This is a genomic window from Pseudomonas sp. ADAK2 TE3594 (assembly GCF_053628675.1).
The window spans coordinates 1819530-1845682 of the sequence record NZ_JBRJGV010000001.1 but is presented as its reverse complement, the minus strand read 5'-3'; the positions used below and the strand labels follow the sequence as shown (position 1 = coordinate 1845682).

The window sequence follows — 26153 nt, the reverse complement described above, 5'->3', positions numbered from 1 at the left end:
ACTGACTATACTCATAAGCCACATCTACGAAATGGAGATTGAGCGATGCCGTGGGGAACTGTAGATAACAACTCATTAGGAATCATCGGGTCTTTTCTCAGCACATCCGACAGATCGAGATTGCAACTCACTGAAAGACGCGCCCGACACGACCCCACTCCGCAAATCAGAGAGCGATTCGATCCTGTTGTTGCCCGACTGGATCAGAGTGTTGGTCAACTGAGAGCACAGGTGACCGCGTACCTGGCGGCTACAGTCCCTGTGATTGCAGCGAACGACCATCCTCAAAGAGATTATTACGAAGGCGACGGCCAGCGCATCCAGGTACTCGCTGACAGGCTTAGACTTGAACAAACTCAAGCGATGGCCGCGTTTCAATCCCTGCGCCGACCTGAAGATGCTGCCACGATGGCGATTACCAACATTCAAGTTGCTTTGACCGGTGTTGGGGCAGCAGTTGGAGCGCAAGAAATGTGGCTCGATGCAAGACGAGCTGCAGTCGCAGCAGCCAGAACTCCCGGTTTCATGGAGGCCCTGAACCTGGCCCTATAACGGGTGAAATACCGGGAAAGACCACGATTCCAAAAACCGTTGAGCGAAAAATCGTGGACTGCCCCAAATCCAAACACCTACCCGATCGGCGTAGGAGCTGCCGAAGGCTGCGATCTTTTGATTCTGACGTCCACAACGCCTGCAACGCGTTGCCAACACCCACTACGAACGCAACACCCCAATCGCCCGCCGATACTTCTCAACGCGCTCCAGATCCTCCCAGGACGGCTGGGCAATCCGCGACAAGTCGCTGTTCTCTTCGAGGTCCGCCAGCTTCACCACCCGTCCGATCGGGTTCTGCGCCGCGCGCTCGACGAACGCCTCATAGGACTCGCCTGGCACCTTGGTCACCGACGCAATCGCCATCAGCACCGTTTCGCTGAAGCCTTCGTTACGCAGATCGTCGAAGCTGATGCCGCAGTCCTCGACCACGTCATGCAATACCGCGACGATGCGCTCTTCCAGAGTGTTCACCCGCAGCATGACCTTCAGCGGATGCAAAATGTAAGGCGCGCCGCCCTTGTCCACCTGCCCCTCATGCGCCGCAGCGGCGATGGCAATGGCGCGTTCCAATGTCTGGCTCATGGGATTCTCCTCGGGTTAAACGCCGTAGCGGCCGGCGATATGAATGTTGCGCTTGGCGCCCTCAGCGTGGCGTTCGAGAATCATCGACACCAGCGTCGCCTGATCGACGCCCGGATGCCCCTTCACCAGCTCAGCGACCCAGCCACAACCGGACTTCTGCAAATGCTGACGCCACTCACCCGGCCAAGCCTCAAACTCCGACACCGCCAACCACGCTGCCCCACCCTGCTCGCAATGACCGCCACCGATGGACTGCTCGAAACAAAACGGCGTGCCCGGCCGGGAAAGGTCGATGTGGAAGAGGTAAATATCCTGGGTTTTGTGCTGCGGCGTGGGGGCGTTGTTGCGGCTGCCGATTTCGATCATGGGCGCGTTCCATCCTTGAATTACCGTTGGCTTTCAGTCTACGACGGTGGCGGCGCTGAACGGAAGCAAGCGTACTCACCACCGAAAATCCCGCGCCTGCTCGTTCGATGAGCGCACGGCCAGGATTTTGAAGTCTGCAAAACATGTAGGAATCTGCCCTTTGTGGCGAGGGGGCTTGCCCCCGTTGAGCTGCGAAGCAGCCCCAAACCCTGCGAGCCCGTTTCCTCAGACACACCGCAATGCCCGGTTTTGCGGCGGCTGCGCCACCGAACGGGGGCAAGCCCCCTCGCCACAGTGAGCGCGTGCGGTCCTACAGCCCGGTTGCGGCTATCGAAATCGCTGCCTAGAGTGGGTCTGTCGCTGAGCGAATTCAGCGATAGGGTTTCGCAGCCCTGACGATACGTGTAGTAACCTTGCACCCCATAACCAGCAACGGTCGCACAAACGCGCCCGTACTCCGTTTTATGGTGGCTGTGTGTGGGAGATCTTCGGGTCTGCCGGGTTCCTCGTATCCTCGGTCTGCGAACCCGCACATAGCTACCACCCTTTCGATTCGCAGCGAACGGCAGTAGCTCTTCTTACAAATACGAGGAAGATTTACTTATGAGTACGAACAACCCGCTCCGCCACTACACCCCCATGTCCCACTTCGCCACCGACCACCCCGTCCTCCTCATCGACGCCGACGCCCCACTGCGCGAACTCCACAACTGCCTCAGCGCCGTCCTCAAATACCTCAACCTCATGGCCTGCACCAGCCTCCCCGACTACGCCGAGCACGACATCAACACCGTTACCAACATCGCCCGGATCATGGTCCAGGATGTGAGCGATGTGTTTCGGGTGATTGAGCAGCGTGGGTTTGATACGCCTAAGAGTCAGTGATCAGAGTTGAGCCGTAAGGAAACCCGCGTTGCAGCGGGTTTTCAAGTCTTTGGCTTCGCTAAATACCTTGCAGTGATCCCCTTCTCCCCAGTTTGCTGGCGCGTCAACGCGACTCCGTTCGACCATAGAAGGCCCTGTCCCCAGGGCCTCCCAGACAACAGCGGTCAGTAAACTTGCACCCGCCACAACTCCCGCGACGAGGAAGCCGGCGACATCGGCAACCGCCCATGCAACGTCCGATAGTTGTCGATCAACACCAGATCCCCCTCACTCCATTGATGAGCAATCAGACACTCCGGGTCATAAACCAGCGCGTTGACCTGTTCAAGCAGTGCCTGTTGAGCGCCCTCATCATGGTCCTGCACAGACTGGCTCAAGGTCTGCAATGTCGAGTCGGTGCCCTCTTGGTAACGCAGGATGAGTTCGCCGCTGCGGGGGTGATGATCCACCAGGCTGTACATGCGCGGTGAGCCACCGAAGTAGGTCATCTTGGTGTAGTAGGTGATATTCACCGACTGCCATTGTCGGGCGACTTGCTGCCCGACTTTGCGCAGTACGTTTCGGCTGTCGACGATGGTGGTCTGGCCCTCGCCCGGCTGCGGTGCGGTCTTGCAATACAGCATGAATTTGCTGGCGCAGAATTTCGGGTTGCGCTGAACTTGTGCATCGCTGTCGGGCAGCATGTTCAGGTCCCAGTGCAAAGGCGTTTTCTCCAGCGAGTGCACCACGCCTTGGGGTTTGTCCGCAGGTTTGACCACGTGCACGGCGCCGAAGGCCCATTCGTATAGCGTGCCGAAGCGTTCGCAGCTGCGAGCAAAGCTGTCTTGATCGTCGAAGCGGCAGCCCCTGAGGCAGACGAAACCAAAGGTTTCCACCAGAGCCTCAAGCAGGCCCGTGGACAGTCGTTCGAAACCCAGCCCCAACGGGTCTCGCACCACCAGGCCAAAGAGCGGAAGTTTCTGCAGTTCGTATTCGAAGCCTTTGGCCTGCGGATTTTCTGTTTGGTGGTAGAGCCACGGCCGCCCTTGCCAGGTGATCAGCACATGGTGGTCGAGGTCGACCTGGGCGCGTGCGCGAAGGCTCTGGCTGCCATCGAGGTTGCACACCGGCACGGCATGCCAGGGGCTGTCGACACGGGTCAGTCCTTCAGCCAATCCGAAGGTGAATTTTGGCCCGGCATTGCTGTATTGATGGACCGACAACCGAATGTCATCGCCGAAGAAACGGTCCACTGCCGCATTCAATGCCTGCCCGCGAAACATCATTTGGTAGGCTTTGAAGTTGATTTGTTGCAGGTACTCATCCTCGCTTTGCCCGTCTTCACGACACAGACGCAGGTCGTTGTAGAGGTGACTGCAGAGGTGGTCATGCGCCTGGCTGAGGGACTCATCGTGCCGGCTCTGCTCGATCAACTCCCCAAGGTTTTTCCAGGGAAGACGGGCCTGCTTGATCAGGCTGGCGCGAACCGACTCGGCACTTTGGGCCTGTGGGAACAGGTCTTCCATGCTGACCCACTGAATCGTGTGGGTGGTGCACAGTTCACGCAACGCCCGGTTGTAGGTCTCGCGAACGTCATCGGCCACGCCGACGATGTCATTGAAGGTCGTGCCGTCACTGAGGATCGACACCACGCAGCCCGGTGCGTGCAAGGCAGCGATGGCTTGGCCGAGTTGGTCGAGGCGCTCGATGGCCATGACCTCGCCGTAGTCCGGCAGCACGCCGAATGTCTGGTCGCTGGCGTTTGGCGACTTGCAGGGAAAGCCTGGCAAAACCAGACGTACCGGCAGGCTCTGATCGAAGCAGTGCCCCAGGCGGAGCGCCAGATGCGCTCTGCCTTGTGTGTCGAAACAATCATTCGTGCCTTTGAGCAAATAACCAGCCAGCAAATCGCTGACGGCAGCGATCCAGGCGTCTCTATGTTCCATAGAACAACTTCCTTGAGGTTTTGTGTATCAATAGGATTTAACGGTGTCGCCATGCTCGGTGAACGCATGCGCTGTCCCGCAGACTTGCTGCAGAATGCGCAGCAATCCGGCCGGGTGTTCACAGCAGATGTTCGGGGCCTGGGCCTGCAAGTCAGGTGTCAGGCCATAGCCCCAGGTGACCGCCGCCGAGTACATGCCTGCGGCACGGGCGGTCTGCAGGTCGATCTCTGTGTCGCCGACGAACAAGCAGCGTTGCGGATCAACCGACAACCGTCGGGCGGCTTCCCATGCCACATCCGGCTGAGGTTTGAGCGCCCTGCCCGCGCGATGCCCCAGGATCGTCCCAAAGGTATTCGGCAGCAATGCATCGGCTATCTGCCGGGCCATTTCATCAGCCTTGTTGGTGACGATAGCCAGCGGCACTTGCAACTGGCGACAGCCTTCGAGCAAGGCAAGCACACCACTGAAAGGCCGGGAAAATTGAACCAGGTTGTTTTGGTAGAGCGTCACATAGCGCTGGTGCATCGCGAGCGCATCAGCGATGCCAAACTGCGTGGCAACCCGCTCGATCATCGAAGTGCTGCCGCCACCGATATAACCCCGCACTGTTTGCGCTGTCTGCGCCGGGCAACCGTGTTCGAGCAACACCTGGTTCAGGCACCAGGTGATGTCAGGCAAGGTGTCGACCAGGGTCCCATCCAAATCGAAGAGTACGGCTTCGACCCGCAACCGAGACGCCATCATTGAGCACTGGCGTAGTGACAAGGACGCCCCTTGCGGAACACCAAGCGGTGGTAGCGTTCATCGACATTGCTGCGTTTTTCGAGGGTGACCACACCCCGTCGCTTGATAGCCACCGAATGCCAGGGCGTACGCCACAGGTCACTGGTTGGCACCAGTCGAATACCGATCTTCGTCGACACCGCCAGTTGCGGGTGAATCGACAGGCGCAGGCAATGCGGGTAGCGCGCCTGTAACAGAGCGCTCCAGGCTTCGCTGCGCTGGATCACCCGCTGCGAGGCAGGCTTGGCGACTTTCTTCACCGCATTAAGGCTCATGCCGGCGAATACTTTGAGCCCCGAGTAATCTTCGGAAAGGAAGCGATGGATGCCGCAGTACATCAACATCATGTGCGGATCATCCTTGAAACGCTGCTGCAACAAGACCAATGACTGACCGTGCTCGATCATCATCTCCTCACGCATGGCGTCCAGACAATCAAGTGGAGGATAGGCATCTCTGAGGTCGAAATGGGCGAACGTGCCGGGATAGTGCTGTTCGGCGTAGTCCTGGATAGCGTCGGTGTAGGCCTTGACGTCCGCATCGGGAACATGCACTAAATCAGAGAACACATAGCCATCGGAGCAGATATGAATCAGCGCCCCTGGTGCGTAGATCTGCTGGATCTCATTGCACAGGCGGTGTAACTCGTCGATGGCATGATGTTCGGCAAGATCGGGCAGATGGCTGAGGGTTTTCTTGCGGCTGGGCGACTTACCGGGAAAGGCTGGCAAGACCATTTCGACCTTGCGACGGCTCTCGACCGCCTGCATGACCTTGGTCAGATGGGGTTCCAGCACCTGCAACGAAAGCTCGTGATCCTGCCCCGGGGCAAGGCTACGACGTCGAAACAGGCATTCGAGGATTTGCCGGGCAATGTTCATGTGCGCGTTTTTCTGATGCTCATGCACCAGCTGACCGCACACCTGTTGAGCAACGGTGTTTGAACCCTGCATAGACAATCCCTTGTGAGGTGAATAACGGCCATTTTTTTGGTCGTTAGCAGATACTCCTTACCTGCGGGCGGCTAAATTCCTACAAGTCGTTAGGGCTGTCAATCGTGGCAATCAGGAATATTGCAGGCTGCACGAGCCCCTCCGGGTCTGCCGTCGGTGAAGCTATCTACCAATGCCAAGCCTACAAAAGCGCTTTCACCATCGGCACACAAGCCAGCTGAAGCCCGGAGGGAGAATGGTAAATAGCTGGTTCGTCACCCACGAAACCGCAGCGCCGGTAAAAGTCAGCGGCGTTTAAAGTGGCGTCCAGATTGACTTCCCTCATCCCCAAATCCCGCGCCAGGCGTTCAAGGTAGTCCAAGACTCTCAAGCCAATGCCACGTTGCATAAAGCTCGGGAGCACAAAGATTGCGCCGATTTCACTCTTCTCCAGATCAAGCATTCCTGTCGCCACCGGTTCACCCTGAATACAGCCCAGATAAAAGTGTTTATCCATCAGGTCGCTATACCCGTCCTTGGCCGCTCCTGCCGTCCAGGCCAGCATTTGCTCCGTGGTATAGGCACCGACGCATTGATGCCGTATCGCTTGAAGGCGAATGTCGAACGCCGTTTGGGCATCGCTGTGCGTGGCGCGTCTAATCTCGAACATTTCATTCTCCATTAGCAATCGGTAGACGGAGAACTAAAAAGCCCCGTCCATTTCTGGCGGGGCCTTGGGTGATTACGTCAAATCCTGTGAACGCATGACCTCATGGCCCGCCAGAAGCGGTCATGGAAGAGCACATCATGTTCATGCAGCGTGTGTAGGTCATGGGCCGATAGTGTTTTGGATGATCCGGGTTGTCAATTTTGAGGGGGAAATAAATGCGAGCGTCATCCGGCCGTACTGGATGACGGGAATCAGTCCAGCAGCACGACCTTCTTCAGTAGCTCGTACAGCCCAACAGGAACCAGCGGCGTATCGCCAGTAATACTGTCGAGCGGCAGCCACTTCGCAATAAAGGCAGCACCATCGCTTTCTTGAGCGTTCAAGTGGGGCCATTCATAGACGCTGGTATCCACGAATTTTGCATCGTAGACCTGCACTATTTCGTGCCCGGGCGTGCCGGCATACGTGAAGATGTTTTCGAGCGTGCCGAGCAGGCGAACATCGGTGATGGATAAACCGAGTTCTTCATCGACTTCACGTATTACGGCTTGGGCGCTGGTCTCGCCAAACTCGATTCCGCCACCGATTGGGCGCATGAATGGCTTTCCAGTAACGGGGTCGTACGCTTCGTTGACCAGTATCTTGCCATCGTGATGGAAGATGCAGAGCGCGAGAGGGCGGATGCGGTGTGCGGTCATTAGGTGAAGTCCATTTGCTTTGATCAAACCCTGTAGCAGGTGCTTCCATTTGGTATGGGTAGTGGCCTCGGACGCAGCCTTCGGCAGCTGCTACAGGGTAGTGTCCGTTTTGATATCAGAAGTTGGCTGGAGTATTGGCGCTGATGATTTCAGCTTCATCCTGGCCGATATTGCGAAACCGATGCGGCAACGTGGTCGGAAAGTAATACCCATCCCCGGCATTCAGCACACTGATCTGACCATCAACAGTGAGTTCAACCGTGCCACGGGTGACAAGCCCACACTCCTCCCCTTCAGCGTGCACGATGGGCTCTTCACCCGAACTCGCCCCAGGCGCGTACTGCTCGCGCAAAAGCCGCATCTGCCGACTCGGCACCGAAGCGCCAATCAACAGCAACCGCAGCCCATGACGCCCGAGATCCGGCTGTTCATTGGCGCGGAACACGTACTGATGCTCACGCGGCGGTTGGTCGAAGGTGAAGAAGTCCGCCAAGGACATGGGGATGCCTTCGAGCAGTTTTTTGAGGGAGCTGACGGAGGGACTGACGCGATTCTGTTCGATCAGGGAGATGGTGGCATTGGTGACGCCGCTACGCCGGGCCAGCTCGCGCTGGGACAGTTTGTAGCTTTCGCGTACTAATTTGAGTCGTGAGCCCGTGTCCATGACAGCCTTATGCGAAGAATACTTAAGGGGTAATGGGGGTGGGTGGCGGGCGACTGATGGCCGCGGATTACGCCGTTTCCCGTCCCGGAACCGTGGAAGGCGGGTATTAAATCACGTTTGCTGGTGTTGCTCAGCAGGTTCGATAAACGGCTATGAAAAAAGCCGGCGGGCCCCTGATGCCGGTCGGTCAGGTGCGGGAATTGTGGGAGCGGGCCTGCTCGCGATGGCGGTGTGTCAGGCAGCATTGATGGCGACTGATATGACCTCATCGCGAGCAGGCTCGCTCCCACAGTTTGGTCCGAGTTGACACACCAATTTGGTGTGTTCGGCCTGGCCCCCTGTGGGAGCGGGCTTGCCCGCGATGGCGGTGTGTCAGGCGACATCAATGTTGACTGTGCCGCCCTCATCGCGGGCAAGCCCGCTCCCACAGTGGTCGGTGTTGTTCGCCAATTTGGTGTACGTCGCCAATTCCTTTGTGGGAGCGAGCCTGCTCGCGATGGCGGTGTATCAGGCAGCATTGATGGCGGCTGATATGACCTCATCGCGAGCAGGCTCGCTCCCACAGTTTGGTCCGAGTTGACACACCAATTTGGTGTGTTCGGCCTGGCCCGCTCCCACAGTGGTCGGTGTTGTTCGCAAAATTTGGTGTACATCGCCAGTTCCCTTGTGGGAGCGAGCCTGCTCGCGATGGCGGTGTGTCAGTCGACAGATGTTGACTGTGCGGCCGCCTTCGCGAGCAAGCTCGGCTCCTACAGGGGTTGCGTATGGCTTAGATACCGAAACGGTCGCGCAGCGCGTAATACGCGGCGCCCATGGCAGTGAGTGGGGCCTGGAAGGTGCGGCCGCCGAGCATGGGCATGTGCGGCAGGGAGGCGAAGGCGTCGAAGCGTTCGGCGTCGCCGCGGATCATTTCCGAGATGAGTTTGCCGGCCAGGTGCGAGCAGGTGACGCCGTGGCCGCTGTAGCCTTGCATGTAGTAGGCATTTTTCTCGATGCGGCCGAATTGCGGCATGCGGGACATGGTCAGCAGGAAGTTGCCGGTCCAGCGGTAGTCGATTTTCACGCCCTTGAGTTGCGGGAAGGTCTTGAGAATTTTTGGTTTGATCAGTTGCTCGATGTCGTCGGGCTCGCGGGCACCATAGACCACACCGCCGCCGTACAGCAGGCGGTTGTCGGCGGTGAGGCGGTAGTAGTCGAGCAGGTAGTTGCAGTCTTCGACGCAGTAGTTGTTGGTGATCAAGCTGCGGGCGACTTTTTCGGACAGCGGTTCGGTGACGACGATTTGCGAGCCGCAAGGCATGCTTTTGCGGGTGACGCGGTTGTCGAGGTCTTGTGGCAGGTAGGCGTTGCCGGCGATCAGCAGGTACTTGGCCCGCACCACACCTTTGGCGGTGCGCACGGTGATCGGCTCGCCGTAGGTGATTTCCACGGCGGCGGATTGCTCGTAGATTTTCCCGCCCAGGCGGATGATCGCGGCGGCTTCGCCGAGGGCCAGGTTCAGCGGGTGGATGTGGCCGCCCTGCATGTCGAGCAGGCCGCCGACATAGTTGTCGCAACCCACTTCGCGCTTGATGTCAGCGGCGTCGAGCATTCTGAGGTTTTTGTTGCCGTAGCGCTCCCAACTGCTCTTTTGCTCGGCCAGGCCGTTGAGTTGTTTCTTGTTCAGCGCCGCGAAGATGCCGCCGGGGCGGTAGTCGCATTGGATGTCGTACTCTTTGATGCGCGAACGGATAATGTCGGCGCCTTCGAAGATCATGCTGCCGAGCACTTCGGCGGTTTTGTCACCATAGCGTTCTTCGATCACATCGACGTCGCGGCTGTAGGAGTTGACCAGTTGACCGCCGTTGCGACCGCTGGCGCCGAAGCCGACTTTGGCGGCTTCGAGTACGGTCACGCTGTAGCCCGCTTCGCTGAGGAACAACGCCGAGGACAAACCGGTGTAGCCGGCGCCGATCACACAGACGTCGCATTCAACCAGTTCTTCAAGAATCGGGTAATCACCGGTCTGATTGCGGGTGGCGGCGTAGTAGCTGTTTACATGCTTTTGTTTAACAGAGTCTTGTTTCATACATTTCTCCGAGGGCCGCAAACTCTCGCCTGCGACCGCCGCTGTAAAAGTGTTAGAGCTTGATCCAGGTCGCTTTGAGTTCGGTGTATTTGTCGAACGCGTGCAGCGATTTATCCCGACCATTACCCGACTGCTTGAACCCGCCGAACGGCGCGGTCATGTCGCCGCCGTCGTACTGGTTGACCCAGACGCTGCCGGCGCGCAAACCACGGGCGAAGGTATGGGCCTTGCTGAGGTTGCTGGTCCACACGCCGGCGGCCAGACCGAAGATGCTGTCGTTGGCGATCTGCAGCGCTTCTTCAGCGGTGTCAAAGGTGATCAGAGACAGCACCGGGCCGAAGATTTCTTCACGGGCGATGGTCATGGCGTTGGTCACGCCGTCGAAAATCGCCGGTTCCACGTACAGGCCACCGGTGGCTTCGAGAGTGCATTTGCCACCCGCGATCAGCTGAGCGCCCTGCTCTTTGCCGATTTCGATGTAGCGCAAAATCGATTCCAGTTGGCGCTGATCGACGACCGCGCCAACGGTGGTTTCCGGGTCCAGGGCATGCCCCGGTTTCCAGGCTTGCAGCGCCTCCAGCAGCAGTGGAATGAACTGCTCGCGGATCGAGCGCTCCACCAGCAGACGTGAGCCAGCGGTGCAGACTTCGCCCTGGTTGAAGGCAATAGCGCTGACCGCTGCCTGAGCGGCTGCGCGCAAGTCCGGTGCGTCGGCGAATACCACGTTCGGGCTCTTGCCGCCCGCCTCCAGCCAGACGCGTTTCATGTTGCTTTGCCCGGCGTAGATCAGCAGTTGCTTGGCAATCGCGGTGGAGCCGGTGAAGGCCAGCACGTCGACATCCATGTGCAACGCCAGAGCCTTGCCTACGGTGTGACCGAAGCCTGGCAGAACGTTGAACACGCCTTTGGGGATGCCCGCCTCCAGAGCAAGCTGCGCGATGCGGATCGCCGTCAGCGGTGACTTCTCCGAAGGTTTTAGGATGAACGAGTTGCCCGCCGCGAGCGCTGGGGCGAACTTCCAGCTGGCCATGATCAGCGGGAAATTCCACGGCACGATGGCGGCGACCACGCCTGCTGGTTCGCGGGTGATGAGGCCGAGTTGGTCGTGCGGTGTGGCGGCGACTTCGTCGTAGATTTTGTCGATGGCCTCGGCGCTCCAGCGGATCGCGTTGGCGGTCGCCGGGATGTCGATGCTCATGGAATCGCTGATCGGTTTGCCCATGTCGAGGGTTTCGAGCAGCGCCAGTTCTTCCTGGTTTTGCAGAATCAGATCGGCGAAACGAATCAGGATGCGCTTGCGCTCGGCCGGGGGCAGTTTGGCCCAGGTGCCGGACTCGAATGTGCGGCGTGCGACCTGCACTGCCGCATTTGCATCGGCTTCGTCGGTGCTGGCGATGTTCGCCAGGAAGCGACCGTCGACCGGGCTGATGCATTCAAAAGTATCGCCGCTGAGTGCCGGGCGGTATTGGCCATCGATGAATGCGCGGCCTTCTAGTGTGAGGGACTGGAAGCGTTGTTCCCAGTCGCTGCGAGTGTTTGTCATGGTTGTGACTCTACGCAGAGGAATAAGTAGTCGTTGGATTGAAGCCAACCAGCAAAGGATCAAAACACCGCAATTCCCTGTGGGAGCGGGCTTGCCCGCGATGGCGGTATGTCAGGCGACATCAATGTTGAATGTGCTGCCGTCATCGCGGGCAAGCCCGCTCCCACAGGGATTGGTGGTGCACACAGGTTTTGTGTTCACCCCCTTATCCTTGATTGACGGGTTGTGGCCCCATCAAACCGTATGCAAGTACCAGTTGTACTCAAGGTCGGAGATGGAGTTCTCGAACTCGGCCAGTTCGCTTTCCTTGCACGCCACGAACACGTCGATGTACAGCGGGTCGATGTAGCGCGCCATGACTTCGCTGTCGTCCAGCTCACGCAAAGCATCGCGCAGGTTGTTCGGCAGGCTTTGCTCGTTCTGTTCGTAGCTGTTGCCTTCCACCGGTGGGCCCGGTTCGATTTCGTTGGTCAGGCCATGGTGAATACCGGCCAGTACCGAGGCCATCAGCAAGTACGGGTTGGCGTCGGCGCCGGCAACGCGGTGCTCGATGCGCACGGCATCCGCCGAACCGGTGGGCACACGTACCGCAACGGTACGGTTGTCGATGCCCCAGCTTGGCGAGTTCGGCACGTAGAACTGCGCGCCAAAACGGCGGTACGAGTTGACGTTCGGGCAGAGGAACGCCATCTGCGCCGGCAGGGTCTCGAGCACACCGCCGATCGCGTGACGCAGTGTGGCGTTCTGCTCGGGATCCTCGCTGGCGAAGATGTTGTTGCCTTCTTTGTCGAGAATCGAAATGTGCACGTGCAAACCGTTGCCCGCCTGGCCCGGATACGGCTTGGCCATGAAGGTGGTGTCCATCTCGTGGTCGTAGGCGATGTTCTTCACCAGACGCTTGAGCAACACCGCGTAGTCGCAGGCCTTTATAGGGTCGGAGACGTGATGCAGGTTCACTTCGAATTGCGCCGGGGCGCTTTCCTTGACGATGGCGTCGGCAGGAATGCCCTGCTCTTTCGCGCCTTCGAGGATGTCTTGCAGGCAGTCGACGTATTCATCCAGATCGTCGATCAGGTACACCTGAGTCGAGTGCGGACGTTTGCCGGACACCGGCGAGCGTGGCGACTGCGGACGACCGTTCACGTTGTCCTGGTCGATCAGATAGAACTCCAGTTCGAACGCCGCGCAAATGGTCAGGCCCATGTCATCGAACTTGCTCACCACCTGACGCAGCACTTCGCGAGGGTCAGCGAAGAACGGCTGGCCTTCGAGTTCGTGCATGGTCATTAACAGCTGCGCGGTCGGGCGCTTCTGCCAAGGCTCGATGCTCAGGGTATTGGGGATGGGGAAGCAGATTCGATCCGAGTCGCCGATGTCCAGACCCAGGCCGGTGCTTTCCACCGTAGAACCGTTGATGTCCAGGGCAAACAGCGACGCCGGGAGGTTAATGCCTTTTTCGTAAACCTTATGAAGACTGGTGCGTTCGATGCGCTTGCCGCGCACCACACCGTTCATATCCGCAATCAGAAGGTCGACGTACAAAACCTCAGGATATTTCTTAAGGAATGCGTTTGCTTCGTTGAGTTGAACGGCACGCAGAGGGACCGACATGATGCACCTATTAGCTGTTAATTATTATGTTCACTACCCTTTCACGAGCCCAGTCAATCCGAAAGGCAAAGTGAAGTCAATAGCGAACACTTGGCCTTTCAACCTTTATTTTCAGGCCTTTTTTGGGCACTAGAGTGCCATCTCAGTCTTGCGCACCGCGTAAATCCTGAAGATCGGACGTGCGGCGTTTAGAATTTTTTACATGAGAGTTGTTAATTAAAATCAACAAGGCTAAGCTCCGGAAAAGCTCGTTCAAGTGTGAAACTTCGAGGTGATAAAAATGGCATTCAAGCCATTGATCGGCGTTACTGCGTGCATCAAACAGATTGGCCTGCACCCCTACCACGTCAGCGGCGACAAGTATTTGCGTGCTGTCAGCGTCGCGGCTTTGGGGCTGCCAGTGGTCATTCCTTCCTTAGGCGATCTGACCGAAATCGATGACCTGCTTGCGCAGCTCGACGGTCTGTTGCTGACCGGCTCGCCATCAAATGTGGAACCCTTCCACTATCAAGGCCCGGCCAGCGCTCCCGGTACGGATCACGATCCGCAACGGGACGCCACCACCCTTCCTTTATTGCGCGCAGCCATCGCCGCCGGTGTTCCGGTGCTCGGCATCTGCCGGGGCTTTCAGGAAATGAACGTGGCGTTCGGCGGCAGCCTGCATCAGAAGGTGCACGAACTGCCCGGCATGCTCGATCACCGGGAAGCGGATCATCCGGATTTGGCCGTGCAGTACGCACCGGCGCATGCGGTTAGTGTGCAACCGGGTGGCGTGTTCGAAGCGCTGGACCTGCCGCAGGTGTTCCAGGTGAATTCGATTCACAGCCAGGGCATCGACCGACTCGCTCCCGGCCTGCGCGCTGAGGCTGTCGCACCGGATGGTTTGATCGAGGCAATTTCCGTCGAGCACAGCAAGGCCTTCGCCGTCGGCGTGCAATGGCACCCGGAATGGCAGGTGCTTTCCAATCCCCCCTATTTGAGTATTTTCCAGGCGTTTGGCGACGCGTGCCGGCAACGGGCGGCGCTGCGTAATACGCGCTGACTTCAAAAAGCATTCAACGATTTAACTGCCCCCGTGAGTCTGGCGGGCGTGCCTTTGCGCGCCGGTCGCTCACGTAATAGATGAACCGCAATAACAACAAGTACGACCAGGCAGCCAGGATGGCGGTGCCGAATAAGCCCGGCCGGTACGGATAAACGCAAGTCCCTGTAGGAGCGAGGCTTGCCCGCGAAGGCTGTGTATCAGGCAACGATGATGTCGACTGATACATCGCCTTCGCGGGCAAGCCTCGCTCCTACAAGGGGTCGCGTTATGACTGGCATCGGGTTGCAATCCACTCTTAAGTCAGGCCGCGTTGGCCCGACGACTGAAACCTGTTGGGAGTTTCATATGGCAAACGCCTCCAGCATCTACAGGAAGGCTCTTGAAGGTCACCAGGCACCGAAAAAGGTGTTGGTGAAAGTCGACCGCGTCACTAAGAAATTCGACGAAACCACCGCCGTGGACGATGTGTCCCTGGAGATCCATCAAGGGGAAATCTTCGCCCTGCTCGGCGGTTCCGGCTCGGGTAAATCGACGCTGCTGCGCATGCTCGCCGGCTTCGAGCGCCCGACCGAAGGGCGGATTCTGCTCGACGGTGTCGACATCACCGACATGCCGCCGTACGAACGGCCGATCAACATGATGTTCCAGTCCTACGCCCTGTTCCCGCACATGACAGTGGCACAGAACATCGCCTTCGGCCTCAAGCAGGACCGTTTGCCCACCAGCGAAATCGACGCCCGTGTCGAAGAGATGCTGCGGCTGGTGCACATGACCCAGTACGCCAAACGCAAGCCGCATCAGTTGTCTGGCGGCCAACGTCAACGTGTGGCGTTGGCCCGCTCGTTGGCCAAGCGTCCGAAGCTGTTGTTGCTCGACGAACCGATGGGCGCGCTGGATAAAAAGCTGCGCTCGCAGATGCAACTGGAGCTGGTGGAGATCATCGAGCGCGTCGGCGTGACCTGCGTGATGGTGACCCACGATCAGGAAGAGGCCATGACCATGGCCGAGCGCATCGCAATCATGCACCTGGGCTGGATCGCCCAGATCGGCAGCCCGGTCGACATTTATGAAGCGCCGGTCAGCCGCATGGTCTGCGAATTCATCGGCAACGTGAATGCCTTCGACGGCACGGTGGTCGAGGATCTGGAAGGTCACGCGATCATTCACAGCCCGGACCTTGAGCAGAAGATTTACGTCGGCCACGGCGTGAGCACGTCGGTGCAAGACAAGTCGATCACCTACGCCATCCGCCCGGAAAAAATGCTGGTCAGCACCCTCAAGCCCGAGACTCGCTACAACTGGTCCGAAGGCAAGGTGCACGACATCGCCTACCTCGGCGGCCACTCGGTGTTTTATGTGGAACTGCCCGGCGGCAAGATCGTCCAGTCGTTCATGGCCAACGCCGAACGCCGTGGCGCGCGCCCGACCTGGGACGATCAGGTCTACGTGTGGTGGGAAGACGACAGCGGCGTGGTACTGCGCTCATGAGAACCTTCAATCAGCAGTTCCTGCGCCTGGTGCCCAGCGGTCGCAAACTGGTCATCGGCATTCCGTTCCTGTGGCTGTGCCTGTTTTTCCTGTTGCCGTTCTTCCTGGTGATGAAGATCAGCTTCTCGGAAGCGGCCCTGGCCATTCCTCCCTACTCCGAGATTTACACCTTCGCCGAGCAGAAATTTCAGCTGCTGCTGAACATCGGCAACTACTCGCTGCTGACCGAAGATGAGTTGTACATCTCGGCTTACTTTGGCTCGTTGAAGGTCGCGTTTTTAAGCACGTTGATGTGCCTGGTGATCGGTTTTCCGATGGCCTACGCGATCACCAAAGCCAGCAAGGAAACGCAGAACGTTCTGCTGTTGTTGATCATGATGCCGACCTGGACCGCGATCCTGATTCGCGTCTATGCGTGGATGGGCATTCTCAGCAACAACGGTTTGCTCAACGCGTTCCTGATGTGGACCGGGCTCACGTCGCATCCGATCGAGATCCTCAATACCAACACAGCGGTGTACATCGGCGTGGTCTATGCGTACCTGCCATTCATGGTGTTGCCGCTGTACGCCAACCTGGTCAAACACGATCAGAGCTTGCTGGAAGCCGCGTCGGACCTGGGTTCGAGCAACTTCAACAACTTCTGGAAAATCACCGTGCCGCTGGCCAAGAACGGCATCATTGCCGGTTGCATGCTGGTGTTCATTCCAGTGGTCGGTGAGTTCGTGATTCCGGAGCTGTTGGGCGGCCCGGAGACCCTGATGATCGGCCGGGTGCTGTGGCAAGAGTTCTTCAACAACCGCGACTGGCCGGTGGCGTCTGCGCTGGCGGTGGTGATGCTGGCGATCCTGATTGTGCCAATTCTGCTGTTCAACCGCAGCCAGGCTAAAGAGATGGAGGGACGGGGATGAAACGCTTCGGGTTTGCAAAGTTCATGCTGATTTTCGGCCTGTCGTTTATCTACCTGCCGATGCTGATTCTGGTGATCTACTCGTTCAACGCCTCGAAGCTGGTGACGGTGTGGGGCGGCTGGTCGGTGAAGTGGTATGTCGGCCTGCTCGACAACACGCAACTGATGGGTTCGGTGGTGCGCTCGCTGGAAATCGCCTGCTACACCGCGATTGCCGCCGTGGCATTGGGCACCCTCGCCGCTTTCGTGCTCACCCGTGTGACGCGTTTCAAGGGCCGTACGCTGTTCGGTGGTCTGGTGACGGCGCCGTTGGTGATGCCGGAAGTGATTACCGGTCTGTCGCTGTTGCTGCTGTTCGTGGCCATGGCGCAGTTGATCGGCTGGCCGCAGGAGCGCGGTTTGGTGACGATCTGGATCGCCCACACTACGTTCTGCGCAGCGTATGTGGCGGTGGTCGTTTCGGCGCGTTTGCGTGAGCTGGACCTGTCGATTGAAGAAGCGGCCATGGACCTGGGCGCGCGGCCGTTCAAGGTGTTCTTTTTGATCACCATCCCGATGATCGCGCCGTCACTGGCGGCGGGCGGCATGATGTCGTTTGCCTTGTCGCTGGATGATCTGGTGTTGGCGAGTTTCGTCTCTGGCCCGGGCTCGACGACGTTGCCGATGGAAGTGTTCTCGGCGGTGCGTCTGGGTGTGAAGCCTGAGATCAATGCCGTGGCCAGTCTGATTCTTCTGGCGGTGTCGATCGTCACGTTCATGGTCTGGTACTTCAGCCGCAAGGCCGAAGCCACGCGCAAGCGGGCGATCCAGGAAGCCATGGACCAGACCGCCAGCGAATCCTGGCAGCAGCCGAAAAAACAGCGAGTCGAAGCGACGGCTTAGTGCTGTTGAGTTAAATGACGTGAACACAAAAACTGTGGCGAGGGGCTTGTTGTGGCGAGGGGGCTTGCCCCCGTTCGGCTGCGAAGCAGTCGTAAAACCAGAGAATTCGGTGTGCTTGATACACCTCGGTTGCAGGTTTGGGGGCCGCTTCGCGACCCAACGGGGGTAACCCCCCTCGCCACAGCAAGCTCCCTCGCCACAGGGTTTGTGTTTACTGTTTTGTTTTGCGTATTTGAATAAAAAAGAAAATGGAGTTGTACCGATGAAAATGTTTGGCAGGACTCTGCTGACACTGTCCTTATTGGGCGCGATGGCTACCGGTGCCCAGGCCAATGACAAGGTATTGCGCGTCTACAACTGGTCGGATTACATCGCCCCGGACACGGTCAAGAAGTTCGAAGACGAGACCGGCATTCGCGTGACCTACGATGTGTTCGACAGTAACGAAACCCTTGAGGCACGCTTGCTGGCCGGTAAATCCGGCTACGACATTGTGGTGCCGTCCAACAGTTTCCTGGCCAAGCAGATCAAGGCTGGCGTCTATCAGCCGCTGGACAAATCGAAGCTGCCGAACTGGAAAAACCTTAACCCGGTGCTGCTGAAAAACGCCTCTGCCAGCGACCCTGACAATGGCCACGCTTTCCCGTACATGTGGGGTTCGATCGGCATCGGTTACAACCCGGCCAAGGTCAAGGAAGTGCTGGGTACCGATGCCCCGGTGAACTCCTGGGACCTGCTGTTCAAACCGGAAAACGCCGCGAAGCTGAAAGCCTGCGGCATCAGCTTCCTTGATTCACCGACAGAAATGCTCCCGGCCGCCCTGCACTATCTGGGCTACCCGGTGAACTCTCGGGACAAGGCGCAGATCGCCGAAGCCGAAGCGCTGTTCATGAAGATTCGCCCGTCGGTGGCGTATTTCCATTCGTCGAAGTACATCTCCGACCTGGCCAACGGCAACATCTGCGTCGCCGTCGGGTATTCCGGAGACGTGCTGCAAGCCAAGGCCCGTGCCAAGGAAGCCGGCGACAAGGTGAAGATCGAATACAGCATCCCGAAAGAAGGCGCCGGCAGCTTTTACGACATGGTCGCCATCCCACGGGACGCAGCGAATGTCGACAACGCCTACCTGTTCATGAACTTCCTGATGCGCCCGGACATCATCGCCGAAGTCACCAACAACATCGGCTACAGCAACGCCAATGCGGCGGCCACGCCATTGGTGGATGAAGCCATTCGCGATGACCCGGGTTCGTATCCACCGCAAGCAGTGATGGCGACGTTGTATGCGATTCCAGATATGCCGATCGGTATTCAGCGGGTGATGACCCGTGGCTGGACGCGGGTGAAGCTCGGCAAGTGATTCAAAATCGAACACAAAATATCTGACCACCACGGACCAAAATGTGGGAGCGGGCTTGCTCGCGAAGGGGCCATCACATTCAACATCATTGGTGACTGACCCACCGCTTTCGCGAGCAAGCCCGCTCCCACAGGTATCTGCTTCGATCAAAGGATTTGTGAACGACACTGATCACTGTGGGAGCGGGCTTGCCCGCGATAGCGGTCGTGTAGTCAACATGGAATCCGGCTCCCATAGAGGTGATGTATACAAAATATGTGAGCACCAATGCAGGACCGAAGTGCTTTCCCCTTTTCCGTTCACGCAGCGCCTTACCACCGCTGCACTCCTCTGAAGAAGAACGGCTTCACCTGGCTTCCTCGGTTAAGGTGAATTTCGGGCGCCCTCGGGCGCCTTTTTTTGTGGTGCGCCAGGCATTGCGCTAACGCCGTGACTGGCGCTGTTCGGATCACTATGGTGGTGAGTCGGACGACTTGGAGGTGAAAGTCCTCCATGCCGATGTGGGCATGTTTCTCCAGTAGAACTTCTCTATTCCTACATAAACGTCGGAAACGCTCACCTACCCGGCTTTTACGATGGAACTTATAGTCTTTCTCGGCGCCCTGGATGGCGCTGACACACAGGACCATGAACGGCCGTCCTCATTGAATGCCGGCATGGCCATTCCAGTATTGGGGATCGAAAGGAATTCGATATGCCGCAGGAAAAAAAACATCCTTGTTAATAGAGGTATACCTCGCACGCCTTCTTCGTCTTCTGGCTTCGGATTTGGCGCTGGGGGCGTGTCAGGCCCCGACCACTCCGATCGTGCATATGACTTAATGGATTCCGCCACTGATTGGCTGATTGACAACAATGCTTATACCGAAGAGCTCTTCAACGAAAATATCAAGAACATCATTTACATAACCGAAGCCGAACTCGCAAAAACGAGAACGGCCGTCGCTGCAGCGTTCCCCCCTGGAACCGATGCTCTCGATATTGAGTTACGAACGCTTAAGCTACAACTTTTCAAAGCAAGGACAGATCATCAAGAACACATAGGAATAGCCAATCTTTATTATGGCCATGACCCACTGACCCACAAAGCTCCAGATTCTAATTATAAGGGTTTCGAGCTCATTGGTCGTCGCGGAGGGCAAAGGGCTTATTCCAACGCAATTACCAAATGGAATGTCTCTTATGCCGCAGCTTACGAGGCAAAGTTTCTGGCGGAGCAGATCAAGCTGTTGGATGCTCGCTTAGCCACACAAAATGCCATTGCCGGGGCCAACGCAAAAGCGGCGGCAGCGGCTCAGGCAAGAGCCCAGGCTGAAGCCAAACGCGTAGCCGAGGAACGTGCACGGATTGCAGCGACGGTAGCCGCTGAACAGGCCCGCAAGGAAGCCGAAGCCCTACGAGAGGCCGAAAGGTGGGCATGGATTGCAGCAGAGGATGCGGCTGAGAACCGACGTCAAGCAGAAGTTCAAAAGGCACGTAAACCAGCCTTGGCTACTCGCACATTTCCCGTATCAGGCTCCGCTGCAGCAGCCGGCCCAGTGTTTACGATTGCTGGAGGAACCCTCGCCGCCAACCGGGGGACCGCCTTGGCAATCACGGCAGCACTACGCGTCGCAGTCTCGGCGATCACCGAAACAATTGCTGCGACAGCGGTACCCGCTGTCGCAGGGGTTGCGGCACTGCTTTATCCATCGGAGCTAGGCAACAGTGAACGTTATGCCCTAAGTGTCCCGCTGTCGGAACTTGCACCGGCCAACACTGATGACTTGCTGGCCCTCGCAGCATCGGGAGGAGAAATCGATCTCCCGGTTGTTTTGGGTTCCATGACCACTGACGACGAAATGGAGTTCGTCGTAGCGGGCACCGACGGAACGTTGGTGCTCTCCAGCGTGCCGATCCGGCTTGCCACGCTGGATCCGCAGAGTAACGTCTACAGGTCCTACAGTCCGGACGCCTCCTCCATCGGGATGACCTGGACACCCATCGTAAAACCGGGGGACGCGTCCACGGTGCTACCGGCGAGCGTGCCAAATATTGTCCTCTACAACGGCGGGAGCCCGTGGGCTGCAATCCCGTGGATCGAGACGAATCCGGAGCCGGAACTCTACGATTTTGTTGGTGGGTTCGTCACGGTGTTCCCGATTGAGTCGGGCATTCCGCCGATCTATACCGTCTTCAACAGTCCTTATGAGGGCGCGACTACCGAAGGTGAACACAGTGGGCGTGACTTCAATCCAGAGCAGGCTGGCGGGCCTATTCTTGAATTGGATTGGAGAACAGCGACGATTACTCAGGAGGGGATTGACGCAGTGAAGCTGCATATCGCGCGGCTCGACCAGTCTGATGCGAATGACGTAATGATTGAGCGGCTTGAGAATATTCTGAGTGGCATCGTCGATATTACCGATACAGATCGACGGTACTACACTCATGAAATCAGGGAGCTCGAAAGATTCCGAGCCATTGGACTGGCTGATAATTTTTCTCCCGAAGAAGGCTCACCCGATTGGAATAATGCCCATACCGCGACACTGGAAGATTATAAACTTCAAGAAAGTGAAATGTTAATGTACAGCCCTGAGGCGATCGAGGCAGCCAATAGACAAGATGAAATTTTTTATAAAAAATATCTCAAAGGCACCAACCTATGAACACTGTTGAGCAAATAGTAAAAAACGAACCAATAGAAGATGTGATTGCTGTTTTCGCACTCAACTCAGCCCTACCATCGCTTGACAGGATGATTAGACGCCACAGACAAGAAGGTATAGCAAGTGGTGATTTATTGAGAATCTACACAAAACTTTTCGAGGACGGCATATTAGCTAGAGGTGAAGGACCTATTGCGGTAAAAGGTCCAAACTGGAAAGACCCGGAGTTCGTAAAAGAAAGAAAATACATCTGATGCAATTGGAATATTCGCGCAACCTGGCCGCTGTTTTTTTTGCAGCGGCCTTTTTATGGGCGATGGTTATGACATCATAACCGTATTTGAACTTTTTCAATCCGCTCCGCATGTGGACAGGATGATTGGGCGATACAATCCTGAAGCCCTTAAAAATGGGGAGCCTTTGAAGTTTACAAACGATTATTTGATACAAGCGTCCATGTATGTGAGAGGACGGCGGATGTGAATCCGCCTCCTACTTGATGGCTTATGCACAAACCAGCGGCCATTCGGCCAGCGCCCGGTACCGGCCTTTATGGGATTCGAACAAGGTGAAGCGGTCAGCACGCAGGAAAAACTCTGGCGGTGTAGCGGATTCGGGGACCGGTGCCCGGTAGTCGCGCATCAGGGTCAAATGCGGACGAAATTCCCGACGGGTGTCTTCAAAGCCGAACGGCAACATGGCCTGCTCCAGTGCATACACCAACCGCAGCAACTCAGGTGCTGCCTGCTCGGGCGCCAGCAACAGAACCCCGGAGCGGCGCCAGACTTCCAGGCGATCAAGCACAACCGTCAACGGCACGCCGGGCATCTGGACATTGGCGGCGGCCTCGCAGACGCCCGCTATCTGCGCCATCCCCACCGTACCGAGAAACAGCAGCGTCAGATGAAAGTTTTCCGCCGGCACCGGGCGCCCGATGTTGAGCCCCAGCGCGCTGCGCCATTGGGCGATGGCCCGGCGTTGTTCGGGGGCGCAGTTGAGGGCGAAGAACAGCCGTTTGAACGGCTCACGGGACTCATCGCTCATGTCTGGCACCTCAAGGCTTCGGGGACCCTTTGATTTTACAAAGGGATACCACACCAGCAAGTGCATTTCTGGCACCTCCCGGCATGCGCGTTATAGTTGAAGCAACCGAATCGACGGGAGGGCGCCATGCGTCAGGTCATCAGCAAAGAGCCATGGTGGGCTGTGCCACCCAAGCCCGGCCAGGATGAGTCCGAGCTGGAATGGGGTTGGCTGGTTCACTACAACGAAGGCGAGCCGCGCTTCGAGTTCATCAAGGAGCGGCCGACGGACAGCCAGATTCGTAACCGCAAGAGTTGCAGGACCACCCCGACGCCGGAGTGATCCTGCGACGATGTTCAGGCTTTGACGAGCATCTCGAAACCGCCAAAAATCGCCCGCTGGCCGTCGAACGGCATCGGATTGACGTCCGGCTGCATCCGCGGATCGCTCATGAGTTTCGCCATGCCGGCGTCACGGGTGGCCTTGTCGGGCCAGACGATCCAGGAAAACACCACGGTTTCGTCTTCCTTGAGTTTTACTGCCATGGGAAATGAGGTCACTTTGCCATCGGGCACGTCATCGCCCCAGCATTCGGCGAGGCTGAGTGCGCCGCTTTCCTTGAAAATTTCGGCAGCGGATTGTGCGTGTTGCTTGAATTTTTCGCGGTTGGCGGTGGGTACTGCAGCGACGAAGCCATCAACGTAAGCCATGATCGTTCTCCTCGGGTTATGGGGTGATCTGCTGGGTAGTCGAATCAACGTGGCTAAAATCGACAGTTCCTGCATCCAGACCGACCGACGGTTCGACTGTCTCCTCCAGGCTGCCCTCGATCTGCCTGGCCATGTACAGCGTTCCGGCCATGACGCCGGTTGCGGGGTTATCCACCAGTTTCACCCATGCCTTGTCGAACGAATTGCCCAGGCTGCTGCGGATCAGCGCTTCGCTATCGGGCCGGTCGTTGGCCTGAATAATCGCGCGCACCCCCGCCACTCCCACGGAGATCAGCGCACCGGCCGCCTTCCCCGCCATTGCCGCCACTGCGCCGGCCGCCCCTCGGGGGGCCATTTCGGCTTGCATTCGCTTACTGGCACGCTTGGCCACCGGCGCCATGCCGGCGTCCGTCGAGGCAATACCCTTCTCGCCGCCCGCCGTGTGGATCTTCTCGATCAGCGCCAGGTAGGCCGGCAATTTGCTGAGCTCGGCATGCACCACCTGATACAGCGAAGCGTCACGGACGGGCGGCGGGCCCAGTGAAATAGCCGGAATTTTCTGGATACGACCGTTGAGCTGCGCCATCGGCACGCCATGACGTTTGGAAATAGCCTCGAGTTGTTGCCCCAGCAACTGCACGTAAAACTCTGTCGCCTGGCCGAGGATCGCGTTGGGGTCGATCTCCACCGCCACGGGTTCCAGCACGCGCTGGTGATACTGCTCCAGCAGATAGGCCGCCAGGCGTTTGGCCGACGCATCCTGCTCATCCCCGGCATTGATGGCGTACCAGCTGACTTTCATCGACAGCCATTCCTGGGTCCAGTAGCTGCTGAACCACGGAATGAAGACTTCTTCGGTTTGCTGATAAACCCGCGTGCGCCAGTGCTCCATGGACCCGCGGGCGTAGACCCTGGCTTGTTCAGTGGCTTGTTGCGAAGCGGCGACAATCTCCCGGTCCACCTGCTGCCAGGTGCTCTGGGATACCACTACTGGCACCACGATTACCGGGGCACGCGTGGGCGTGGCGCATCCCGCCAATATCACCAACACAGCGACGATCAGCGAACGCAGGTTCAAGATCGCGGTGTCCTACAGACTGCGTCGAACGGAGTGTCCGACGCTAAACAGCGTACTGATTTGAGTATAGGTCGGGGGCGGGGGCCGTCCGTCAGATGAATGGATGGTGCCCTCAAGGACGCCTTCGCGAGCAGGCTCGCTCCCACAGGAGAATGCATTTCAAATGTAGGAGCTGGCGCAGCCTGCGATCTTTTCGGGGCCATCGGAGAGCAAGATCAAAAGATCGCAGCCTTCGGCAGCTCCTACAGGGGAATGCACTCCCTGTGGGAGCGAGCCTGCTCGCGATAGGCCCTCAAGACCACCGAAGATCGCCATCATCATTCACGTCAATATTCACCATCGCCGCGAATGCCTTCCGCAAAAAAACCATCAGGTGCAGGATCAATCCCATCCCTGTTGAAACCCCGCACCGGAGGGCCAAATCATGTTGATCCATCTCCTGACCTGCCTGGCCCTGACGGCCGTCACCCTGACCTTGTTTTTCCGCTTGGTGCTGGATATCGGTCAAACCGAGGAGCCAAAATCATGATTCATTCCGTCAGCCTCGCCGTGAGCTTCCCGGTGTTCGGCAGCAACTACTATTCGCAGCAGGTCGTGTCTCGCAAAGCAGTCGCGCTGGTGTTCGACGAGCACTTCGAGGCCTTGCTGATGCCGGCAGCGGCCAACCACTTCAGTAACGAAGTGGTCGGGCTCAACGATCAGTTCCGCTTTTTGAATGATGTGCTGGTTGAGCATCTGCTGGAGACTGAAATGGCTCAGCATCCGTCACGGGCGGGACAAGCGTTCACTTTCTGACAGGGCGCGAGCCTCTCGGTGATGGCCGCTCCCCCTCCGGCACGGCCTCCAACTTTCTCCAACCGCGACAGTCATGCTCGCTGCCTCTGCAAAAATCCTGATACAAAGCCGGGTGCTCACCGAGCATCGCCATCAAGACTTCTGAGCAACTGCTCCAAACCCCAACGGGCAACCAGCAACGTAAAGAACGCCCCTGCCACGGCCAGTGCCATGTCGGCCTGAGAGTCCCATGGGTCATTTTGTGCGGCGACAAACGCCTTCGCCGTGTCTTTTCCCAGGTACTGCCCGCCTATCCATTCGATGATTTCATAGACTGCCGAGGTCGACAGCACAATGTTCAGCGCGACAAAACCAACCCAGAAACCGCGCAGCGGCGTAATTCGCACCAGTACTTCCCGAATCGGATACACCAGCAAGAGTCCATACGTCAGATGCACCAGCCGATCGTAATGATTGCGTTCCAACCCAAGAGTTTTGTTCAGGCTGACCCCGGTCAAGGCTGAGCACCAGCGGTCGTAGGGCACCAGCGCATAGGTGTAATGCGAGCCCAGCTCATGAATACACAGAAAAACGAACACCAAGCTGATGGAAACGGCAGACAGACGGAACCGTCGGGAGACGCCCACCAGGACCATCACCAGCAGCAGGGCCAGCAGGTTTTCCAAGACCCAATCCACTCGGCTATGGGGTGAAATCCCCAGCGCTGCGACGATAAGAAGAAATGCAATCAACAGCGCCAGGTCGTATCGCGGATGTTCCTTGGGCGCCATGACCGGAAGAGGTCTGCTGTGACTACTCAGGTCTTTTGCGCCGATCGACTTGCTCATTGGGCGCCTTCTTCTCGAGTCTTTTAAATTCGAGACGCGGCCACTTCGCAAGTTCGTTTTTTCTGGGCGGGTATTTCGGTCCGATACCCGCCCCCAACGCTT

The 26153-nt window shown here is 57.8% G+C and carries 26 protein-coding genes; 11 read left to right on the top strand and 15 right to left on the bottom strand.

Going from position 1 to position 26153, the window contains the following annotated elements; genetic code table 11:
* Positions 1-45: 45 nt before the first annotated feature.
* Entirely contained in the window at positions 46-552 is a 507-nt protein-coding gene (locus AB7M22_RS08510) for a hypothetical protein (protein WP_454185913.1), read from the top strand.
* 162 nt (positions 553-714) lie between these two features.
* Here AB7M22_RS08510 and AB7M22_RS08505 read toward each other — a convergent pair whose 3' ends face one another.
* Both AB7M22_RS08505 and AB7M22_RS08500 read right to left on the bottom strand, forming a co-directional pair.
* Positions 715-1137, bottom strand: coding sequence for an HD domain-containing protein (locus AB7M22_RS08505; protein WP_007895876.1), 423 nt, complete (start codon positions 1135-1137; stop codon positions 715-717).
* 15 nt (positions 1138-1152) lie between these two features.
* Entirely contained in the window at positions 1153-1503 is a 351-nt protein-coding gene (locus tag AB7M22_RS08500) for a hypothetical protein (protein ID WP_454185912.1), read from the bottom strand.
* Positions 1504-2106: 603 nt separating this feature from the next.
* Between AB7M22_RS08500 and AB7M22_RS08495 the strand changes: the two genes are divergently transcribed.
* Positions 2107-2388, top strand: a complete 282-nt coding sequence (locus tag AB7M22_RS08495) for a fructose-bisphosphate aldolase (protein WP_454185911.1) — start codon at positions 2107-2109, stop codon at positions 2386-2388.
* Between the two features lie 164 nt (positions 2389-2552).
* Here the strand turns inward: AB7M22_RS08495 and AB7M22_RS08490 are convergent, their stop codons facing one another.
* The 9 genes from AB7M22_RS08490 to AB7M22_RS08450 all read right to left on the bottom strand — a co-directional run bounded on the left by AB7M22_RS08490 (position 2553) and on the right by AB7M22_RS08450 (position 13282).
* Positions 2553-4313, bottom strand: a complete 1761-nt coding sequence (locus tag AB7M22_RS08490) for an isocyanide synthase family protein (RefSeq protein WP_454185910.1) — start codon at positions 4311-4313, stop codon at positions 2553-2555.
* A 27-nt stretch (positions 4314-4340) separates the two neighbouring features.
* Positions 4341-5054 (bottom strand): HAD family hydrolase, encoded by a 714-nt coding sequence (locus tag AB7M22_RS08485; protein WP_454185909.1) that lies wholly within the window; start codon positions 5052-5054, stop codon positions 4341-4343.
* The gene (locus AB7M22_RS08480; RefSeq protein ID WP_454185908.1) at positions 5054-6049 is read right to left on the bottom strand and encodes an L-tyrosine/L-tryptophan isonitrile synthase family protein; all 996 of its coding nucleotides are present in this window, start codon (positions 6047-6049) and stop codon (positions 5054-5056) included. Before AB7M22_RS08480 ends, AB7M22_RS08485 begins: the two co-directional genes overlap by 1 nt.
* Positions 6050-6230: 181 nt before the next feature.
* Positions 6231-6698 carry a GNAT family N-acetyltransferase gene (locus AB7M22_RS08475; protein WP_454185907.1) on the bottom strand — a complete coding sequence of 156 codons (468 nt, stop codon included), beginning with the start codon at positions 6696-6698 and terminating at the stop codon, positions 6231-6233.
* Between the two features lie 251 nt (positions 6699-6949).
* Entirely contained in the window at positions 6950-7396 is a 447-nt protein-coding gene (locus AB7M22_RS08470; protein WP_454185906.1) for an NUDIX hydrolase, read from the bottom strand.
* Positions 7397-7511: 115 nt separating this feature from the next.
* The gene (locus AB7M22_RS08465; RefSeq protein ID WP_008068184.1) at positions 7512-8060 is read right to left on the bottom strand and encodes a cupin domain-containing protein; all 549 of its coding nucleotides are present in this window, start codon (positions 8058-8060) and stop codon (positions 7512-7514) included.
* Between the two features lie 769 nt (positions 8061-8829).
* Positions 8830-10128, bottom strand: coding sequence for an NAD(P)/FAD-dependent oxidoreductase (locus AB7M22_RS08460; RefSeq protein ID WP_454185905.1), 1299 nt, complete (start codon positions 10126-10128; stop codon positions 8830-8832).
* A gap of 52 nt (positions 10129-10180) precedes the next feature.
* Positions 10181-11671, bottom strand: coding sequence for an aldehyde dehydrogenase (locus AB7M22_RS08455; protein ID WP_454185904.1), 1491 nt, complete (start codon positions 11669-11671; stop codon positions 10181-10183).
* A gap of 234 nt (positions 11672-11905) precedes the next feature.
* Entirely contained in the window at positions 11906-13282 is a 1377-nt protein-coding gene (locus AB7M22_RS08450; protein ID WP_454185903.1) for a glutamine synthetase family protein, read from the bottom strand.
* A gap of 280 nt (positions 13283-13562) precedes the next feature.
* Between AB7M22_RS08450 and AB7M22_RS08445 the strand changes: the two genes are divergently transcribed.
* The 7 genes from AB7M22_RS08445 (at position 13563) to AB7M22_RS08415 (ending at position 21872) form a co-directional block, all read left to right on the top strand.
* Positions 13563-14324 (top strand): gamma-glutamyl-gamma-aminobutyrate hydrolase family protein, encoded by a 762-nt coding sequence (locus AB7M22_RS08445; RefSeq protein WP_454185902.1) that lies wholly within the window; start codon positions 13563-13565, stop codon positions 14322-14324.
* Positions 14325-14672: 348 nt separating this feature from the next.
* The gene (gene potA, locus AB7M22_RS08440; RefSeq protein ID WP_123499561.1) at positions 14673-15815 is read left to right on the top strand and encodes a polyamine ABC transporter ATP-binding protein; all 1143 of its coding nucleotides are present in this window, start codon (positions 14673-14675) and stop codon (positions 15813-15815) included.
* A 29-nt stretch (positions 15816-15844) separates the two neighbouring features.
* Positions 15845-16726, top strand: a complete 882-nt coding sequence (locus AB7M22_RS08435) for an ABC transporter permease subunit (protein WP_454188771.1) — start codon at positions 15845-15847, stop codon at positions 16724-16726.
* Positions 16723-17607 carry an ABC transporter permease subunit gene (locus AB7M22_RS08430; RefSeq protein WP_454185901.1) on the top strand — a complete coding sequence of 295 codons (885 nt, stop codon included), beginning with the start codon at positions 16723-16725 and terminating at the stop codon, positions 17605-17607. Before AB7M22_RS08435 ends, AB7M22_RS08430 begins: the two co-directional genes overlap by 4 nt.
* Positions 17608-17869: 262 nt before the next feature.
* Positions 17870-18967 carry a polyamine ABC transporter substrate-binding protein gene (locus AB7M22_RS08425; RefSeq protein WP_454185900.1) on the top strand — a complete coding sequence of 366 codons (1098 nt, stop codon included), beginning with the start codon at positions 17870-17872 and terminating at the stop codon, positions 18965-18967.
* A 656-nt stretch (positions 18968-19623) separates the two neighbouring features.
* Complete coding sequence (locus tag AB7M22_RS08420; protein ID WP_454185899.1) at positions 19624-21618, top strand: S-type pyocin domain-containing protein; 1995 nt, start codon at positions 19624-19626, stop codon at positions 21616-21618.
* On the top strand, positions 21615-21872 hold the full coding sequence (locus AB7M22_RS08415; RefSeq protein ID WP_454185898.1) for an immunity protein: 258 nt from the start codon (positions 21615-21617) through the stop codon (positions 21870-21872). Before AB7M22_RS08420 ends, AB7M22_RS08415 begins: the two co-directional genes overlap by 4 nt.
* Positions 21873-22122: 250 nt before the next feature.
* On the opposite strand, the gene thpR is transcribed toward AB7M22_RS08415, so the two are convergent.
* Positions 22123-22662, bottom strand: a complete 540-nt coding sequence (gene thpR / locus AB7M22_RS08410; protein WP_454185897.1) for an RNA 2',3'-cyclic phosphodiesterase — start codon at positions 22660-22662, stop codon at positions 22123-22125.
* A 126-nt stretch (positions 22663-22788) separates the two neighbouring features.
* On the opposite strand from thpR, the gene AB7M22_RS08405 reads away from it, so the two are divergent.
* On the top strand, positions 22789-22983 hold the full coding sequence (locus AB7M22_RS08405) for a hypothetical protein (RefSeq protein ID WP_008011745.1): 195 nt from the start codon (positions 22789-22791) through the stop codon (positions 22981-22983).
* Between the two features lie 14 nt (positions 22984-22997).
* Here AB7M22_RS08405 and AB7M22_RS08400 read toward each other — a convergent pair whose 3' ends face one another.
* Both AB7M22_RS08400 and AB7M22_RS08395 read right to left on the bottom strand, forming a co-directional pair.
* Entirely contained in the window at positions 22998-23351 is a 354-nt protein-coding gene (locus AB7M22_RS08400) for a DUF1428 domain-containing protein (protein ID WP_008011747.1), read from the bottom strand.
* Positions 23352-23367: 16 nt separating this feature from the next.
* Positions 23368-24429 carry a hypothetical protein gene (locus tag AB7M22_RS08395; RefSeq protein ID WP_454185896.1) on the bottom strand — a complete coding sequence of 354 codons (1062 nt, stop codon included), beginning with the start codon at positions 24427-24429 and terminating at the stop codon, positions 23368-23370.
* Between the two features lie 525 nt (positions 24430-24954).
* On the opposite strand from AB7M22_RS08395, the gene AB7M22_RS08390 reads away from it, so the two are divergent.
* Positions 24955-25224, top strand: coding sequence for a hypothetical protein (locus AB7M22_RS08390; RefSeq protein ID WP_008068154.1), 270 nt, complete (start codon positions 24955-24957; stop codon positions 25222-25224).
* 116 nt (positions 25225-25340) lie between these two features.
* On the opposite strand, the gene AB7M22_RS08385 is transcribed toward AB7M22_RS08390, so the two are convergent.
* Entirely contained in the window at positions 25341-26051 is a 711-nt protein-coding gene (locus tag AB7M22_RS08385; RefSeq protein ID WP_454185895.1) for a DUF2238 domain-containing protein, read from the bottom strand.
* Positions 26052-26153: the final 102 nt, after the last annotated feature.